This is a genomic window from Rhodococcus sp. ABRD24 (assembly GCF_004328705.1).
Classification (GTDB): Bacteria; Actinomycetota; Actinomycetes; order Mycobacteriales; family Mycobacteriaceae; genus Prescottella.
The window spans coordinates 1,615,560-1,631,482 of sequence record NZ_CP035319.1 but is presented as its reverse complement, the minus strand read 5'-3'; the positions used below and the strand labels follow the sequence as shown (position 1 = coordinate 1,631,482).

Genomic DNA, 15,923 nt, shown 5'->3' with positions numbered 1-15,923 from the left:
TGGGCGGGCGGACGCTGACACGTCGGGCGCCCACCAGCCTGGAGCGTAGACCGGCGAGCCCGCCGCGGGACGGCTTTCCGTGTGGTGGCAGGGCGGCCCCGACGCGATCCGGGTCAGCCGGCCGAGCCGTGTAACATCAGATCGTCAAGCAAGCGTTCGATTGGGATGGGTCGGTACTGCATCCGGCACCGTTGAAGGGGAGTCGTCAGGTGGGATCGACCCGGCGAGAAGAAATTCTATTTCACGCGGCGAAGCTGTTCAGTGAGCGCGGCGTCGCGAGCACCACCGTGCGGGACATCGCCGACGAGGTCGGCATCCTGTCCGGCAGCCTCTATCACTACTTCGGTTCCAAGGATGCGATCGTCTTCGAGATCGTCATCGCGTTCGTCGACGACCTCAACGAGCGCTACGAGGCGGCGCAGGTCACCGGGGAGACCGGCAGGGAGCGCCTCGACCATATGGTGGCCGTCTCGTTCGAGGCAGCCGCCGATCATCCGTTCGCCACCGAGATCTATCAGAACGAGAGCGGGCTCTCGTCGCAGCCGGATGACAGCCCGATCTCCGTGGCGGTGCGCCGGGCCCACGATTACTGGGCCGACGCCATCGCCCGCGGCGTCGAGTCGGGCGAGTTCCGTCAGGACATCGATCAGCAGCACTTCCACCGAATGCTCCGCGAATCCGTGTGGTCGACGGTGCGATTCAATCGCGCCTCGCTCGCGCATGATGCTGAGCGTCTGCGCCACGACCTGATCGCGGTGTTCCTCGACGGGTTCGCGTCGGGTGGGCCGGCGGGATCGGCCTCGGCCAAGGCTGCGCCCGGACCCGTGCGGCAATCCGAGGTCACCGGTCGAGTTGCGGCCACCGCGAATGCTCCCGCGGCGAACGATTCGGAACTCGACGACCTGCGACGCGACGTCCGCGAGCTCAAGGAAGCGATCCGCGAACTGCGTCTGCTGCGCGGGAACTGAAACCCTGTCCCATCGCTGATCTCTCGCCACGTTGACTTCCAAGTGTGACGCAGGGCATACTCCTGTCGCGTTTGGTCAATCAAGCGGTTGCTTGATTGACCAAGCGCTTGAAGGTCGGCTTGAGACGGGAGTCGGTTGTGAGAATCGGAAGGGTCGTCGTTGCGGCGGTGGCAGCTGCCGTGGGAACCCTCGGCGTCGCTGGATGCGGATCCGCGGGTGAGGTGTCGCCGGACGAGATCGTGATCGGTCTCGACGAGGACTCGACCGGTCCCGGTGCGTCGTACAGCACCATCGCCGGTAGCACCGCCAGGCTCGCGGTCGATCTGGTCAACGCCGACGGCGGGATCAACGGCAAGCGGGTGCGCCTGGTCGTCGAGAACGACGAGTCCAGCCCCACCAAGACACCGTCGATCATCCGCAAGCTCGTCGACCACGGCTCGAGCGCGATCCTGCTCGCCACCGGATCGGGCTCAGTGATCCAGGCGAAGTCGGTGCTGCAGCAGTCCGAGATCCCGGCCATCGCGCCGGTCGTGCTGTCCGACGCGTTCGCGAACAAGCCGGACAACGGCTACTCGTTCATGATCCCGAATTCTCTCAAGCAGTACGCCGAGGTTTACTGCGGCGCGTTCGAGAAGATGGGCTACAAAACGCTCGGCATCCTCGGTGACGCCAGCGCGTCGATCGACGGCATCATCAAGACGCTGCGGCCCGCGCTCGAGAAGTGCGCCACCGTCACGGCCGTCGAGAAGGCGCCCGTCGACGCCGCCGACCTCACCGCGCAGGCTTCCCGGGTCACCGGCACCAAGCCCGACGCGATCCTCGTCGCCAGCATCGGCGGACACTTCGAGATCCTCGCGCACAACACGCTCGCCAAGATCTACCCCGACGCGCAACGCTTCTCGCTCGCCTCGATCGGCAACCAGCCCAAGTCGTGGGCGCTTGCCGACCCGGGTGCGCTCACCGGCATGGTCTACATGGGCAGCCTCAGCGCGAACAATCCGCGTACCGCGGAACTGACCGAGAAGATTCGTGCGGTCAAGGGCGCGGACTACCAGCTCACCGCGTACGACGCGCAGGCGTACGACGCCGTCATGATGCTCAAGCGTGCCTTTGAGATCGCCGGTGACCACACCGACCGGACGAAGGTCCGTGACGCGCTGCAGCAGGTGTCGGGGATACCTGCGACGTTCGGCCAGGAGGGCCTGACGCTGTCCTACGGCCCCGAGGACCATCTCGCCCCCGACAGCTTGTGCGGCCTGGTGCTCGTCGGGTTCGGTGCCGACAACAAGCCGGCCGGTCCGTGGGCGTCCTACCAGCCCCCGTGCGGCTGACGAAGGAGAGAACTGATGACTGATCCTCAACTCTGGCTCGCCGCGCTCGAGATCGGCGCCTTCTTCTCGCTGATCGCCCTGGGCATGTACCTCGTGGTGGTGGGAGCGGACTTCTTCAACTTCGCGATGGGCCCGTACGCGATGGCCGCGGCGATGGCGTGCAGTTTCGTTGTCGTCGACCACGGCGTCCCGCTGTGGCTCGCGCTGCTGCTGGGCCTCGTCGTGGGTATGGCGCTGTCGGTGATCACCGAGAAGCTCGTCGTTCAAAAGGTCCAGAAGCGTTCGGGCCGTGGCGAACTGCCCGCGCTCGTCGCGGTCACCGCGGTCTTGTTCGGGGTGCAGCAGTTGGCCGGCACCATTTTCGGCCGCACGCCGCTGCCCGGACAGCAGCTGTTCGACTTTCAGCCGGTCACCGTCGCCGACGCCACCGTCGACAGCTCGTCGATCGTCCTGATCGTCGGCACCGTCGTCGTGTTCGTCGTGGTGGGGCTGTGGCTGCAGGCGACGCAGACGGGCCGGCTGCTGCGCGCGGTCGGTGACAATCAGGAGGCCGCGCGTGTCCTCGGACTTCCGGTGAACCGGGTTCGCCTGGTTGCCTTCACCGTCGCCGGACTCATCGCCGCCATCGCCGGACTGCTGTTCGCGCCCAAGGCGGGTGTGCAGTTCACGAGCGGGCTGTCGTGGACGCTCACGGCTTTCATCGCCCTGGTGATCGGCGGCACCGGACGCAGCTGGGCGCCGCTGATCGGCGGTGTGCTGCTCGGCTTCGTGCAGGTGTTCGCGCCGTACTACTTCGGCGCCAGTGCCGCACAGACCGCGATCCTGCTGATCGCGTTGGTGTTCTTCGCCTTCCGGCCGGAGGGCCTGCTCTCGAGGAAGGTCCGCGTCTGATGTCGACTCTCACGTCACCGCCGTCGGAGGCGGCAGCGCCGGCACGTCCCGCGCGGGCACGCCGGTCGCTCACCAACATCGCGATCGAGGCGGGCATCACGCTCGTCGTCGTCGCCGGGGTGCTGGTGTGGATGGGTCCGAGCCTGTATCGGCAGGACCTCGTGTTCCTGGCCGCGACGTACTCGCTGATCGCACTCGGCATGTACATCCCGTTCGTCATGGCCGGGTCGCTGTCGATGGCGTACAGCGCCTACGCCGCGATCGGCGCGTACGCCGTCGCTCTCATTTCGGCGAAGACCGGGCTGTCGATGTGGTGGGGCTGGGTGATCGGCGCCCTCGTCGCGGCAGTGGCCGCGGTGATCCTCGCGCTCGCGACGCAGAAGCTGTCCGGCTTCTATCTGGCCGCCGTCACGCTGCTGTTCGGAATCGCTTTCGAGCACTGGCTCATCGACGGCCCCAGCTTCACGGGCGGCTCGGCCGGCATCTCCGGCGTCGAGGCCGTCAGGCTGTTCGGGTGGCAGCCACCGCGCTACGCCCTGGTGGTGCTCGCGATCCTGTTCGTGTGTGCGATCGCGGTGATCGTCGACCGGATGCGGAAGTCGGTGTGGGGCCTGACCGTGCGGGCGGCGCGGGACAACAAGAACGCCGCCCGGTCGTCGGGGGTCAACCCGGCCCACCTGACGGTGACCGCGCTCGCGATCGGTGCGGCGATCGCGTCGACCGGCGGCTCACTGTTCACAGTGTCCGTGCAGGCCGTCACGCCCGAGACCTTCACGCTCAGCATCGTGTTCCTGGCGATCTTCATGCCGATCATCGGCGGACGTAACAGCGCGTGGGGCGCCCCGCTCGGTGCGCTCATCGTCGTGATCGTGACTCTCAACATGCCCGGATACCAGGGCAGCGGCGAACTGCTGCTCGCCGCCGCGGTGCTGCTGATCCTCATCGTCGCGCCGGGTGGCGTGATCGGCTGGGTGAGTGCGGCATTAGACAAGGTGACCGGCCGCGGAGGTTCGAGCGAGCAAGGAAGGGATCGGACGTGAGCGTGCTGCTCGAGGTCTCGGGCCTCACCAAGAACTACGGCGGTGTCCGTGCCGTCGACGACGTCTCGTTCACCGTCGCCCCCGGCGAGGTGGTCGGTCTGGTCGGCCCCAACGGTGCCGGTAAGACGACGCTGGTGGACTGCATCTTCGGGACGCAGAAGACGGACTCCGGCACCGTGCGCCTGGCCGGTCGCACGCTGACCGGGCCGAGCGAGAAGCGGGCCCGGCACGGGCTGTCCCGCACCTTCCAACATCCGCAGCTTGCACTGGAACTGAGCGCCGTCGAGAACATCGTGCCCGCGCTGTACGGACGCCGGATGCGCACAACGCTGCATTCGCTGTGGTGGGCGCTCAAGGGGCCGTTCGAGAACTGGGACGCCACCGCAGACCGGGCGCGCGCCGTCGCGCACGAGTACGCGATCGACGACACCACCAGCGCCTGCGGCGAACTGAGCCTCGGCGGGCAGCGCCTGGTCGAGGTGGCGCGCGCGATGGCCACGGATCCGCAGGTGCTGCTGCTCGACGAGCCGTTCGCCGGCGCCGACCACACGGGCATCGCGGCGATCGCCGGGGCGGTGCGCAAGATTCAGGCGCAGGGTCGCGGCGTCGTGCTGGTCGACCACAACGTCGACCTCATCGCCGAACTCGCGACGACCGTCGTGCTGCTCGACTTCGGATCCGTCGCGTTTCACGGCGCGCCCGCCGAATGCCTCGCCAGCGACGCGATGCGTGAGGTCTACTTCGGTGCAGGAGAGGAAGTGTCATGACCACGCTCGAGGTGACGCACCTGAAGGTCCGGTACGGATCGGCTCTCGCGGTCGACGATGTCTCTTTCACGGCGCTGTCCGGGACGGTGACGGCGATCGTCGGTCCCAACGGCGCCGGCAAGTCGAGTCTGTTCGGGACGGTCTACGGTTCGGTCCGCGGAACCGGGCAGGTGACGATGGACGGCCGCCGCGTAGACGGCCTGCCCGCGCTGCAACGGGTCCGTGAGGGCTTCGCGTACGTCCCACAGGGCCGACAGCTGTTCATGAAGATGTCGGTGCGTGAGAACCTGCAGGTCGGCGCCGACCTGCTCGGCTTGAATAAGGATGCGATCGACTCGGCGTTCGACCGGTTCCCGGTGCTGCGCGAGCGATCCGGCAGCTACGCCGGTGTCCTCAGCGGTGGCGAACAGCAGATGCTGGTGCTGGGGCGGGCGCTGTTGGCCACGCCGAAGGTGTTACTGCTCGACGAGATGATGACGGGCCTGGCACCGAAGATCGTCGCCGAACTGCGTTCGCTGGTGGCGGGTCTCGCGGCCGAGGGCGTGACGGTCCTGATCGCCGAACCTGCGCTGGCGGCGCTGAAGTCGGTGGTCCAGCGTGGCTACGTGATGCAGCGTGGCCGGATCGTCGACACCCGAGGAGACGCTCCGTCGCTCGACGCCGCGTACCAGCAGTCGATGGGCATGATGGAAGCGACAGTGGAGCAGTGACGGTGACCGAACGATTCTCGACCACCGCGGACGGCGAGCTCGGCGACTTGGAGGTCGGCGACTTCGCGGTCGATCCACGCAAGCTCGACGGTTTGAGCGTCAGTGAGCTGGTGCGGCACTGGGCTCTCACGATCGGCGAGCGGATCGCGTTCATCACGCCGGACTCGAGGATCTCGTGGGCGAGTTACGACTCGACCGCCGATCGGATCGCGTCGGCGCTAGCGGCGGTGGGTGAGGAGTCCGCCGTCGCGCTGTACCTGCCGGACACGATGGTCTTCCATGCCGCGCTGTGCGCCGCATACCGCACCGGTCGGATCGCGGTCGGTATCGGATCACGTTCGGGCGTCAAGGAAGTGGCGCACCTGAGCACCCGTGCCGGGTGCCGGACGCTGATCACCACACGGTCGCTGCGCGGGCAGGACACCGCGGCCCTCGTCGCGGAACTGCGGGAGCGGACCGGCGGACCGGAACACGTGATCTACGTGGACGACCTCGGCTCCGTGGAGGTCGAGGACGCCGCCAGCGAACCGGTCGAGATCACCGACCGGCGATTCGACGCCACCAGTCCGCGTTTCGGCGTCGACGACGTCTCGCTGCTCAACTCCACGTCCGGCACCACCGGGCGGCCGAAGCTGGTGACCCAGACCGAGCGGCGCTGGATCGGCTTCTCCGAGCTGGCTGTTCGGTCCGGGAGGCTCACCGGCGACGACGTCTTCTTCGGTGCGGTGCCGGCGCCCTTCGGCTTCGGGCTGTGGACGTCACACTTCCTGCCAGCGCTGCTCGGCGCGCCGAACGTGGTGGTCGAACGGTTCAGCGCCGACACCATGGTCGACCTGCTCGAGCGGGAGCGGGTGACGGTACTGAACTGTGTCAGTACGCAGTTCAAGATGCTGCTGCGGTCAGAGCGGGCACAGTCCGCCGATCTAGGCTCCCTGCGCGCGATGTTCACCGGCGGCGAGGCGGTGCCGTACTCGGAAGCACTCGCGTTCGAGGAGCGGACCGGTGCCGCCGTCCTCCAGTTCTACGGTTCCAACGAAACCGGGGCGGTGAGCGTCACGACCGTCGACGACGACGCCGACACCCGCCTGCGCACGTGCGGGCACGTGGTCGACGAGGCGCAGGTCCGGGTTTTCGACGACGCGGGCACAGAGGTGCTCGGCGCCGAGCGCCGCGGCCAGCCCGGCGTGAACGGCCCCCTGATGTGCCATGGCTACTGGGACGATGACGCCGCGAACGTCGAGTTGTACACCGACGACGGCTGGATGCTGCTCGGCGACGTAGTCGAGATCGACGCGGCCGGACGCCTCCGGGTGGTAGGCCGCAAGGCCGACATCATCATCCGCGGCGGCAAGAACATTTCGGCCGTGGAGGTCGAGGAGTACGTCCGCGCTCATCCGGCGGTCACGATGGTGACGGTGGTCGGTGTGCACGACGCCCTGTTCGGCGAGAAGGTGTGCGCCGTCGTGGTGACTGCCGACGGCACCGAACTGACCGCCGATGAGCTGTCCACGTGGCTCGCCGCACAGGGCGTCACTCGCGAGTACATCCCCGAGCATGTCGTCACCGTGGACGAGCTCCCGCTGGCGCCCGGCGGCAAGGTCGCCAAGGGATCCGTCAAGGTACTCGCGGAGCAGCGCCTCAGCCGATGACCGCCAGCGGTGTTCCAGGCGCGACCTTCGCACCCGGAACCACGAGCACCTGTAGGACGGTGCCCGACTCGGGGCAGGAGACCGGCATCTCCAGCTTCATCGCCTCCAGGATCACCGCCGGCTGGCCGGTTGATACCTGTTGTCCCGGTGAAATTTCCACGCGCCATACGTTGCCGACCATCGGTGCCTCGATCACGACGGCGCCCGGTGGAACGTCCACGCTCGGCGAATCCGGCTCTGGGACCGGCGGGGCCTCGTTCCGGTCGAACTCACCGGACGCATGCCATGCCCGTTTCTCCGTCTCGAAGGCCGCACTCTGCCGGGCCTCGAACTGCGTGATCGAGTCCGCGTTGGCGTCGAGGAACGCCAGATGCTCGGCGAGTGAGAATGTCCCCTCGCTGATGTCGGCGTCGAATCGTCCTGCGCGAGACTCCAGCCGCGCTTCCTCGAGCTGGTCGGGGGTGACGGGCTCCCACACGATCCGGTCGAAGAACCGGAACAACCACGGCTTGCCCGCCTCGAACGGCCCGCGCTGCCGGTAGCCGGACCAGATCGGCACCGTCCGCCCGATCAGCTGGTAGCCGCCGGGCGACTCCATGCCGTAGACGCACAGGTACTTGCCGCCGATGCCGACGGCGTCGGACGGCGTCCACGTGCGCGCCGGGTTGTACTTCGTGGTCACCAGCCGGTGGCGCGGATCCAGCGGAACCGCCAGTGGCGCTCCGAGATACACGTCGCCGAGACCGAGGACCAGGTACTCGGCGTCGAACACGGTGTCGCGGACCTCGTCGACACTGTCGAGTCCGTTGATGCGCCGGATGAACTCGGTGTTCGACGGCAGCCACGGCGCGGTGTCGCGGACGCCGCTGCGGTATCGGTCCAGCGCATCGGCGATGGACGGGTCGTCGAACGAGAGCGGCAGCCGCACGGTCCGGCTCGGCACCACCAGGTCGTGCGTGGCGGGAAGTTGTTCCTCGAGTTCCTGTAGCAGCCCCAGGAGCCGCGGCTGCGGAAGGATGTCGGGATCGATGTGCAGGTGCAGCGAGCGTACGCCTGGGGTGATGTCGACGATGCCCTCGACTCGCAGCTGCGCCAGGGCCTCCGACAGCGCGTGTACCCGCATCCGCAGGCCCAGGTCGAGTGTCATCGGCCCGTACTCGACGAGGATGTTGTCGTCCCCGCCGCGCCGATACGCCACCATCGGGCGGTCGTCACCCTCGGCGGTGCGCGCCAGCACGCCACCGTCGCCACGCGAGATGCGCACGGCGGGAGAGTCCTTCGCGCGCTCGGAATCCGACCGCCGCAGCGCGTCGGCGTCCTCGTCGTGTACGGGCACGAACCGCACCGCGTCGCCAGGCCGGATCTGCCCCATCTTCCAGCGGTGTGCGCTCACCACCGTCAGCGGGCAGGCGAACCCGCCGAGACTCGGGCCGTCCGGTCCCAGCAGAATCGGAGTGTCGCCCGAGACGTTCAGTGAGCCCACGCTGTACGGGTTGTCGTGCAGGTTCGACGGATGTAGTCCGGCATCACCGCCGTCGGGGCGTGACCATGTGGGCTTGGGCCCGTCGAGGCGGATGCCGGTGCGGTTGGCGTGACTCGCGGTGGTCCAGGTGGTCTCGTAGAACTGCGTCATGTCTGCTTCGGTGAAGTATGACGGTGCGGGCTGCGGCCCCTCCATGACGGCGAGGTGCCAGGTGTGGGTGAACTCGGGGCGGGTGTCGAGCGGCACCGGTGCGGCGTCGGTGAGAACGTCGGTGGCATCGAGGATGCCCAGCACGTCCCCGGTGGCGACGGCTCTGCCGGTGACACCGCCGAACCCTCCCAGCGTGAACGTCGACGCGCTGCCGTGGAAGAGTGGGATGTCCAGGCCGCCGCGCACCGCGAGGTACGTGCGCAGCCCAGCACCGGCGGGGGAGCCGATGTCGAGCACGGAACCTGCGGCGATGTCGATCGCTTCCCACATCGGTGCGGGCAGGCCGTCCACGGTCACCGGCACGTCGGCTCCGGTGACACACACGGTCGCCGGGACGGAGAACTCAAGCCGCGGACCCTGCAACGTGCACTCGAGACCGGGCACGCCGACCGGGTTGCCGACTGCAGTGTTGGCGAGGCCGAACGACAGGTCGTCCATCGGGCCCGATGGTGGAATGCCCACCTCCCACAGGCCGATCCGCCCCGGAAGATCCTGCACCGTGGTCATCGTCCCGGCTCGCAGCACGTCGATACGCGGCCCGGTCGACGGCACGTCCGTGAGGGACGCGGTGGTGTGCTCGGCGACCGGCCCCGCGCAGATGTGGCGCAGCTGCGGCAGATTTGTCTGTACGCCGTACAGATGGGTTGCGGCTAGGGCCGCACCGAGCGAATCGAATGCGTCCTCGCGGGTGGCGCCCCGGGTGACGATTTTCGCGAGCATCGGGTCGTAGTGCGCGCTCACCTCGGTGCCGGTGCCGACCCACGTCTCGATGCGGGCCGAATCCGGGAACTGCACGGACGTAAGGATTCCGGCACTGGGTCGGTAGTCGCGCCCGGGATCCTCGGCGTACACGCGGGCCTCGACGGCGTGCCCGATGATCGCGGGCCCGGACTCCGGCAGCCCGTCGAGCATCTGCGTGTCACCGGCTGCGAGGCGCAGCATCCACTCCACGAGGTCGACCCCCGTCACCTCCTCGGTGACCGGATGTTCTACCTGTAGCCGGGTGTTCATTTCGAGGAACGAGGCCTCGCAGCGATCGACGTCGTAGACGAACTCGACGGTGCCTGCCGAGCGGTACTGCACCGACGACGCCAAATCCCGTGACAAGCGCAGCAGATGCTCGATCACCTCTGGAGACAGCCCGGAAGCCGGCGCCTCCTCGACCACCTTCTGGTTGCGGCGCTGCAAGGAGCAGTCGCGGGTGCCCAGGCTCAGTGTGCGGCCGTGACCGTCGCCGAACACCTGTACCTCGATGTGCCGGGCACGGGCGACGAAGCGCTCCAGGAACACTCCCGAGGACGAGAAGTTCGCCGCCGCCAGCCGTTGCACGGTCTGGTGAGCCGCGCGTAGGGCCGCGGGAGTGAAACATGCCTGCATCCCGATGCCGCCGCCCCCGCCGACCGCCTTGAGCATTACCGGGTAACCGATGCGGTCCGCCTCGACCAGTGCATGGTCCACCGACTCGAGCAGCCCACTGCCGGGCACCAGGGGGACTCCCACGGCCCGGGCCGCCTCGCGCGCGGTGTGCTTATTGCCGAACACGCGCAGCTGGTCCGGGGTGGGGCCGACGAACGCGATACCGGCCTGAGCGGCAGCGGCCGCGAATTCTGCCTTTTCCGAAAGGAACCCGTAGCCTGGATGGATCGCCCCAGCGCCGGTCGCGAGCGCGGCCGCGATCACCAGATCGGCGCACAGGTACGACTGTTCGGCTGGTGCCGGGCCGAGCCGGACGGCCGCGTCGGCCATCTCGACATGCATTGCGGAGGCGTCCGCGTCGGAGTGGACGGCGACCGTCTTGAGGCCCAGCTTGCGGGCGGAACGAATGATGCGGCAGGCGATCTCGCCGCGATTCGCGATGAGGAGGGTGTCGAAACCGTGAGACACGGGAAGGGCTCCTTCGATCGATTCGGGGAGTGGCCCTGGATGGGCTCGTCAGATGGCCATGGCGTCGCGCACGACGGACTCGGCGTCGGCACCTCCGGCGCCACTCGACGTGACGCGGCCGGACTCGAGGATGTAGTAGCGCTCGGCGGATTGCAGAGCGAAACCGATATGCTGCTCCACCAACAGGACCCCGAGATTGCCGCGGAGGGTGAGCTCGACGATCGCGGCCTCGATCTCGGCCACCACAGACGGCTGGATGCCCTCCGTCGGCTCGTCGAGCACCAGCACCCGAGGCTCGGTGATCAGTGCCCGCGCGATGGCGAGCTGCTGGCGCTGACCTCCGGACAGCAGCCCGGCCCGGCGACTCAGGAGTGGTTCGAGTGCTGGGAACAGTGCGAGCTGCTGCTCGATGAGCGCCTTGCCACGCTTGCGACCGTCGGCGACCACCTGCAGATTCTCGGCACACGTGAGCTGCCCGAACGATTGCTGCCCCTGTGGGACGTATGCCAGGCCGCGGGCGACGCGGGCGCTGGGGCGCAGCCTGGTGATGTCGTCGCCGTCCAGCAGCACCTTGCCCGACGTGCACTTCGCGAGTCCGACGGCGGCGCGCAACAGGGTGGTCTTTCCGGCGCCGTTGTGCCCCATCACCGCGGCGACGCCGTCGGCAGGCACGGTGACGGTGGCGCCGTGGATGATCTCGGTGCGGCCGTAGCCGGTGTGAATGTCGATGAGTTCCAGCATGATCAGTGCTCCTCGAGGACATCGACGGCCGCGGTGGTGCCCAAGTACACCTGCTGGACCATCGGGTCGGCCTGGATCTCCTCGACACTGCCGTCGGCGATCACCTTGCCGCGGGCCAGCACCGTCACCGATGTCGCGAACGCCCGCATGAAGTCCATGTCGTGCTCGACCACGACGACGGTTCGTTCACCGCCGATGCGGCGCAGCAGGTTTCCGGTCTCCTCGCGCTCGTCGTGGCTCATCCCGGCCACCGGTTCGTCGAGCAATAGGACGTCGGCGTCCTGCACCAGCAGCATGCCGATCTCGAGCCACTGCTTCTGACCGTGCGCGAGGATCCCGGCCTTGCGGTCGCGCAGGTGGGTCAGGCCGGTCGTCTCGAGGGCCTCCTCGATGTGCGGCAGGACGGCCTTGCGGCGGCGCAGCAGCGTCAGCGCAGAACGTCCGGCTCCGGCGGCGATGTCGAGGTTCTGCAGCACCGTGAGCTGATCGAACACCGATGCGGTCTGGAAGGTTCGGCCAACTCCCTGCCGGGCGATCTTGTGGACCTTTTGTCCGAGCAGTTCGACGCCGGACTTGGTGACCGAACCGGTGGCCGGGACCAGGCCGGTGACGGCGTCGACCAACGTCGTCTTGCCGGCGCCGTTGGGGCCGATGAGGAAGCGCAGATCCCCCTGCAGAAGAGTGAGATTCACGCCGTCGACGGCGGTGAAGCCGTCGAACGTGACACGCAGGTCACGGATCTCGAGGTACTGGCTGGACATTCCGGCGTTGCCGCCGAGTGCCGGCTGGTGCTGGGTGAGGTTCATCGCGCGGCCTCCATCTCGCGGGCGGGCTCGGATTCGGGATCCGGCGGGGGTGTGGTGACGAGGGTCCGGCGCCGCAACAGCGTTGCGATCCCGGCGATACCCGCGGGGAAGAACCCGATCACGACGATGAACAGCAGACCCTGCGCGTATGTCCATGCCGAGGGGAAGTTCTCGGACAGCGTGGTCTGCGCCCATGCGACGCCGATCGCGCCGAGCACCGGGCCCAACAGCGTCGTGCGCCCGCCGATCGCGACGCCGATGAGGAACGCGATCGAGGGAACGATGCCGACGTCGGCGGGGGAGATGATGCCGACGATCGGCACGAACAGTGCGCCCGCGAGGCCCGCGAAGAAGGCTGCGACCGTGTACGCGACCACCTTGATGTTCGCGGGGTCGTAGCCGAGGAAGCGGACGCGCTCTTCCTGATCTCGCACCGCGACCAGCAGTTCGCCATAGCGCGAGTTCATCAGCTGACGGGTGAGGGCGACGACCGCCAGCAGCACCGTGGCCGCGATGAAGAACAGCATTCGCTTGTTCGTCGGATCGGCCAGGTTGAATCCGAAGAAGGTGCGGAAACGATTGAGGCCGTTGGAACCGCCGATCGACTGCTGGCCGATCAGCAGAATCGCGAACGCCGCCGCCAGGGCCTGCGACAGGATCGCGAAGTAGGCGCCCTTGACCCGGCGCTTGAACACGCCGAGACCGAGCAGAAACGCGACCAGGGCGGGGACGACAAGGATCGCGGCGATGGTCGTGAACGGTGACGCGAACGGCGTCCAGTAGCCGGGCAGCTGGCGGATCCCCGCGATCTGCATGAAGTCAGGCACCGCGTCGCCGCGAAGTTCCGCGTCGGCGATCTTGAGGTGCATCGCCATGATGTAGGCACCGAGGCCGAAGAACACTCCCTGGCCCAGGGTGAGCATTCCGCCTCGGCCCCAAGCCAATCCGATGCCCACCGCGACGATGGCGAAGCACAGGAACTTGGCCAACAGGTTGAGTCGGAAGTCCGAGAGCAGGGCCGGAGCGAGTCCGAGCAGCACGAGAGCGGATGCGGCGAATCCCGCCCACGCCCGGTAGCGACTGAGCACGGTCATGCCAGGCTCCTTGTCTTGGCGACGAACAGCCCCTGCGGGCGGGCCTGGAGGAAGATGACGATGAGCACGAACACGATCACCTTCGCGATCGACGCGGTGGTGGAGTACTCGATGAACGAGTTGAGGATGCCCAGCGCGAACGCCGCCACCACCGCGCCCGCGATCCTCCCGAGGCCACCGATCACGACCACGAGGAACGCGTCGATCAAGTACGACTGCCCGATCGTCGGGCTCGTCGATCCGATCAGCGTGAGAGCGACGCCGGCCACGCCGGCCAGGCCCGAGCCGATGAAGAACGTTGTCACATCGGTTCGTCGCGAGGAGATTCCGCTGGTCTCCGCGAGATCGCGATTCTGGACCACCGCGCGAATGCGCCGGCCCATCGAGGTCTTCGCCAGTGCGAAGGACAGCACCGCGACCGCGACGAGCGCCAGCATCAGAATGAAGATCCGGGTCTTCGGGACTACTGCGCCGAGGATCTCCACACCGCCCGAGAGCCACGACGGCGCAACGACGTTCACTGCGGGGGCACCGAAGATGTCGCGTGCCAGCTGCTGTAGTACCAGTCCGACGCCGAAGGTCACCAGCAGCGTATCCAGCGGACGGTGGTACATCCGCCGGATCAGGGTGGCCTCGAGCAGGACGCCCATCAGCCCGCCGACCACGAAACCGACCAGCAGCGACAGCAGCAGTGACGCCCCGGCGCTCGAAACGACCTGCTGCACCACGTAGGCGGTATAGGAGCCGGCCATGATGAACTCGCCGTGGGCCATGTTGATCACGCCCATCTGGCCGAAGGTCAACGACAGTCCCAGTGCCGCCAGTAGCAGGATCGACCCGATGCTCAGGCCGGTGAACAGCTGCCCGATCATCACATCCATCGGTGCTCGCCCTCCCTCTCGTCGTCTGCGAACGGACTAGCTACCGGAGCCGGACAGCCCCGCTGCCCATTCGTAGTTCGCGAGGTACGGGTCGGGCTGGATCGGGCCGTCGGACTCCCATACGGTGTAGATCAGTCCATCGCCACGGATCTCGCCGATACGAGCGGTCTTGGTGATGTGATGGTTGTCGCCGTCGATGGTGACGAGGCCCTCGGGCGCTTGGAAGGTGACGCCGTCGGCGGCGGCCTGGATGTCGGTAACCCCGAACGAACCGGCCTTCTCCACAGTGTTCTTCCACAGGTACACCGACGTGTAGGCCGCCTCCATCGGATCGGACGTGGGCTTGTTCGCGCCGTATCTGGCCTGGTACGCGTCGACGAACTTCTTGTTCGCCGGCGAGTCGACTGTCTGGTAGTAGTTCCACGCCGTCAGCTGGCCATCGACGTTCGCGACACCGATACCGCCCACTTCCTCCTCGGCGATGGACACCGAGACCACCGGCATGTCAGCGGCTTTCAGTCCCACATTGGAGTACTCGCGGAAGAATGCCACGTTGGAGTCACCGTTGAGGGTGTTGAAGACGGCATCGGCGTTCGCGGTGCGGACCTTGTTGACGATGGTCGAGAAGTCGGTGGAGCCGAGTGGCGTGTAGTCCTCGCCCTTGATCTCGATGCCGTTGGCCGCGGCGTACGCCTTGATGATGCGGTTCGCGGTCTGCGGGAACACGTAGTCGCTGCCCACCAGGTACAACGACGTGACGCCCTTCTCCTTCAAGTAGTCCAGGGCCGGCACGATCTGTTGATTGGTGGTGGCGCCGGTGTAGAAGATGTTGGGTGAATCCTCGAGGCCCTCGTACTGGACGGGGTAGTAGAGCAGCGAGTTCCGGTCCTCGAAGACCGGCAGCATCGCCTTGCGACTCGACGACGTCCACCCGCCGAAAACTGCTGCGACACAGTCGCTACTGATGAGCTTCTCGGCCTTCTCGGCGAACACCGTCGGCTCCGATGCGCCGTCCTCGGCCACGATCTGGACCTGCTTGCCCAGCACGCCGCCCGAGTTGTTGATCTCCTCGACGGCGAGGGTGATCGAGTCACGGACGGTGACCTCGCTGATCGCCATCGTGCCCGACAGTGAGTTCAGGGAGCCGACCTTGATCGTGTTCCCCGAGGTGTCGACGCAGGATTCTGTGGCGCCGGCGGCATCGGCGGTGGTGTCGGAGGCCTTGCTGCCGCAACCGGCGAGGACCAGACCGAGCGCGGCGAGGGCGGCGGGGGCGGTGAGAGCACGCTTGGAGAAGGTGGGCATGGACGGCCTTTCCGTCGGAGGTGTGACGCTGAGCTGCCGAAGAGGTGCGTATACGACGCTGTATCCGTGATCGCAGACAGTAGGCGGAAGTTGTTGCGCCGGAATGTCTGTCGATGACGAGTTCGTGTCGGGTGTTACGCACGCATGAACGGCTGCTCACACC

13 protein-coding genes are annotated in these 15,923 nt (G+C 67.4%); 7 read left to right on the top strand and 6 right to left on the bottom strand.

The annotated features are described in order from the left end of the window. Window positions 1-209 precede the first annotated feature (209 nt). The 7 genes from ERC79_RS07325 (at window position 210) to ERC79_RS07295 (ending at window position 7,356) form a co-directional block, all read left to right on the top strand. Complete coding sequence (locus ERC79_RS07325) at window positions 210-968, top strand: TetR/AcrR family transcriptional regulator (RefSeq protein WP_131576992.1); 759 nt, start codon at window positions 210-212, stop codon at window positions 966-968. 137 nt (window positions 969-1,105) lie between these two features. After that, window positions 1,106-2,299, top strand: a complete 1,194-nt coding sequence (locus ERC79_RS07320) for an ABC transporter substrate-binding protein (RefSeq protein ID WP_131576989.1) — start codon at window positions 1,106-1,108, stop codon at window positions 2,297-2,299. A 15-nt stretch (window positions 2,300-2,314) separates the two neighbouring features. Further along, window positions 2,315-3,190 carry a branched-chain amino acid ABC transporter permease gene (locus tag ERC79_RS07315; RefSeq protein WP_131576987.1) on the top strand — a complete coding sequence of 292 codons (876 nt, stop codon included), beginning with the start codon at window positions 2,315-2,317 and terminating at the stop codon, window positions 3,188-3,190. Continuing rightward, window positions 3,190-4,230 carry a branched-chain amino acid ABC transporter permease gene (locus ERC79_RS07310; RefSeq protein WP_131576985.1) on the top strand — a complete coding sequence of 347 codons (1,041 nt, stop codon included), beginning with the start codon at window positions 3,190-3,192 and terminating at the stop codon, window positions 4,228-4,230. The genes ERC79_RS07315 and ERC79_RS07310 overlap by 1 nt, the downstream gene beginning before the upstream one ends. Beyond that, window positions 4,227-4,997, top strand: coding sequence for an ATP-binding cassette domain-containing protein (locus tag ERC79_RS07305; RefSeq protein WP_131576983.1), 771 nt, complete (start codon window positions 4,227-4,229; stop codon window positions 4,995-4,997). The genes ERC79_RS07310 and ERC79_RS07305 overlap by 4 nt, the downstream gene beginning before the upstream one ends. Further along, entirely contained in the window at window positions 4,994-5,707 is a 714-nt protein-coding gene (locus tag ERC79_RS07300; protein WP_131576981.1) for an ATP-binding cassette domain-containing protein, read from the top strand. The genes ERC79_RS07305 and ERC79_RS07300 overlap by 4 nt, the downstream gene beginning before the upstream one ends. Then, entirely contained in the window at window positions 5,704-7,356 is a 1,653-nt protein-coding gene (locus tag ERC79_RS07295; RefSeq protein WP_131576979.1) for a class I adenylate-forming enzyme family protein, read from the top strand. Before ERC79_RS07300 ends, ERC79_RS07295 begins: the two co-directional genes overlap by 4 nt. Here ERC79_RS07295 and uca read toward each other — a convergent pair. From uca to urtA, 6 genes are read right to left on the bottom strand one after another with little or no spacing between them, the layout of a single operon-like run. Next, window positions 7,346-10,933 carry an urea carboxylase gene (gene uca / locus ERC79_RS07290; protein WP_131576977.1) on the bottom strand — a complete coding sequence of 1,196 codons (3,588 nt, stop codon included), beginning with the start codon at window positions 10,931-10,933 and terminating at the stop codon, window positions 7,346-7,348. The two genes, ERC79_RS07295 and uca, sit on opposite strands and share 11 nt — an antisense overlap. Window positions 10,934-10,981: 48 nt before the next feature. Then, window positions 10,982-11,674, bottom strand: coding sequence for an urea ABC transporter ATP-binding subunit UrtE (gene urtE / locus ERC79_RS07285; RefSeq protein WP_131576975.1), 693 nt, complete (start codon window positions 11,672-11,674; stop codon window positions 10,982-10,984). A 2-nt stretch (window positions 11,675-11,676) separates the two neighbouring features. Continuing rightward, window positions 11,677-12,480, bottom strand: a complete 804-nt coding sequence (gene urtD, locus ERC79_RS07280) for an urea ABC transporter ATP-binding protein UrtD (protein ID WP_131576973.1) — start codon at window positions 12,478-12,480, stop codon at window positions 11,677-11,679. Continuing rightward, the gene (urtC, locus tag ERC79_RS07275; protein WP_131576971.1) at window positions 12,477-13,574 is read right to left on the bottom strand and encodes an urea ABC transporter permease subunit UrtC; all 1,098 of its coding nucleotides are present in this window, start codon (window positions 13,572-13,574) and stop codon (window positions 12,477-12,479) included. Before urtC ends, urtD begins: the two co-directional genes overlap by 4 nt. Continuing rightward, entirely contained in the window at window positions 13,571-14,455 is an 885-nt protein-coding gene (urtB, locus tag ERC79_RS07270; protein WP_131576969.1) for an urea ABC transporter permease subunit UrtB, read from the bottom strand. The genes urtC and urtB overlap by 4 nt, the downstream gene beginning before the upstream one ends. Window positions 14,456-14,491: 36 nt before the next feature. After that, window positions 14,492-15,760: an urea ABC transporter substrate-binding protein gene (urtA, locus tag ERC79_RS07265; RefSeq protein ID WP_131576967.1), complete on the bottom strand. Its 1,269-nt coding sequence runs from the start codon at window positions 15,758-15,760 to the stop codon at window positions 14,492-14,494. Window positions 15,761-15,923 lie beyond the last annotated feature (163 nt).

Excerpts from the sequence above, each read along its gene's own strand:
- ERC79_RS07315 (WP_131576987.1), top strand. The coding sequence starts at position 2,315 with ATGACTGATCCTCAACTCTGGCTCGCCGCGCTCGAGATCGGCGCCTTC.
- ERC79_RS07310 (WP_131576985.1), top strand. The coding sequence starts at position 3,190 with ATGTCGACTCTCACGTCACCGCCGTCGGAGGCGGCAGCGCCGGCACGT.
- ERC79_RS07300 (WP_131576981.1), top strand. The coding sequence starts at position 4,994 with ATGACCACGCTCGAGGTGACGCACCTGAAGGTCCGGTACGGATCGGCT.
- urtE (WP_131576975.1), bottom strand. The coding sequence starts at position 11,674 with ATGCTGGAACTCATCGACATTCACACCGGCTACGGCCGCACCGAGATC.
- urtD (WP_131576973.1), bottom strand. The coding sequence starts at position 12,480 with ATGAACCTCACCCAGCACCAGCCGGCACTCGGCGGCAACGCCGGAATG.
- urtC (WP_131576971.1), bottom strand. The coding sequence starts at position 13,574 with ATGACCGTGCTCAGTCGCTACCGGGCGTGGGCGGGATTCGCCGCATCC.
- urtB (WP_131576969.1), bottom strand. The coding sequence starts at position 14,455 with ATGGATGTGATGATCGGGCAGCTGTTCACCGGCCTGAGCATCGGGTCG.
- urtA (WP_131576967.1), bottom strand. The coding sequence starts at position 15,760 with ATGCCCACCTTCTCCAAGCGTGCTCTCACCGCCCCCGCCGCCCTCGCC.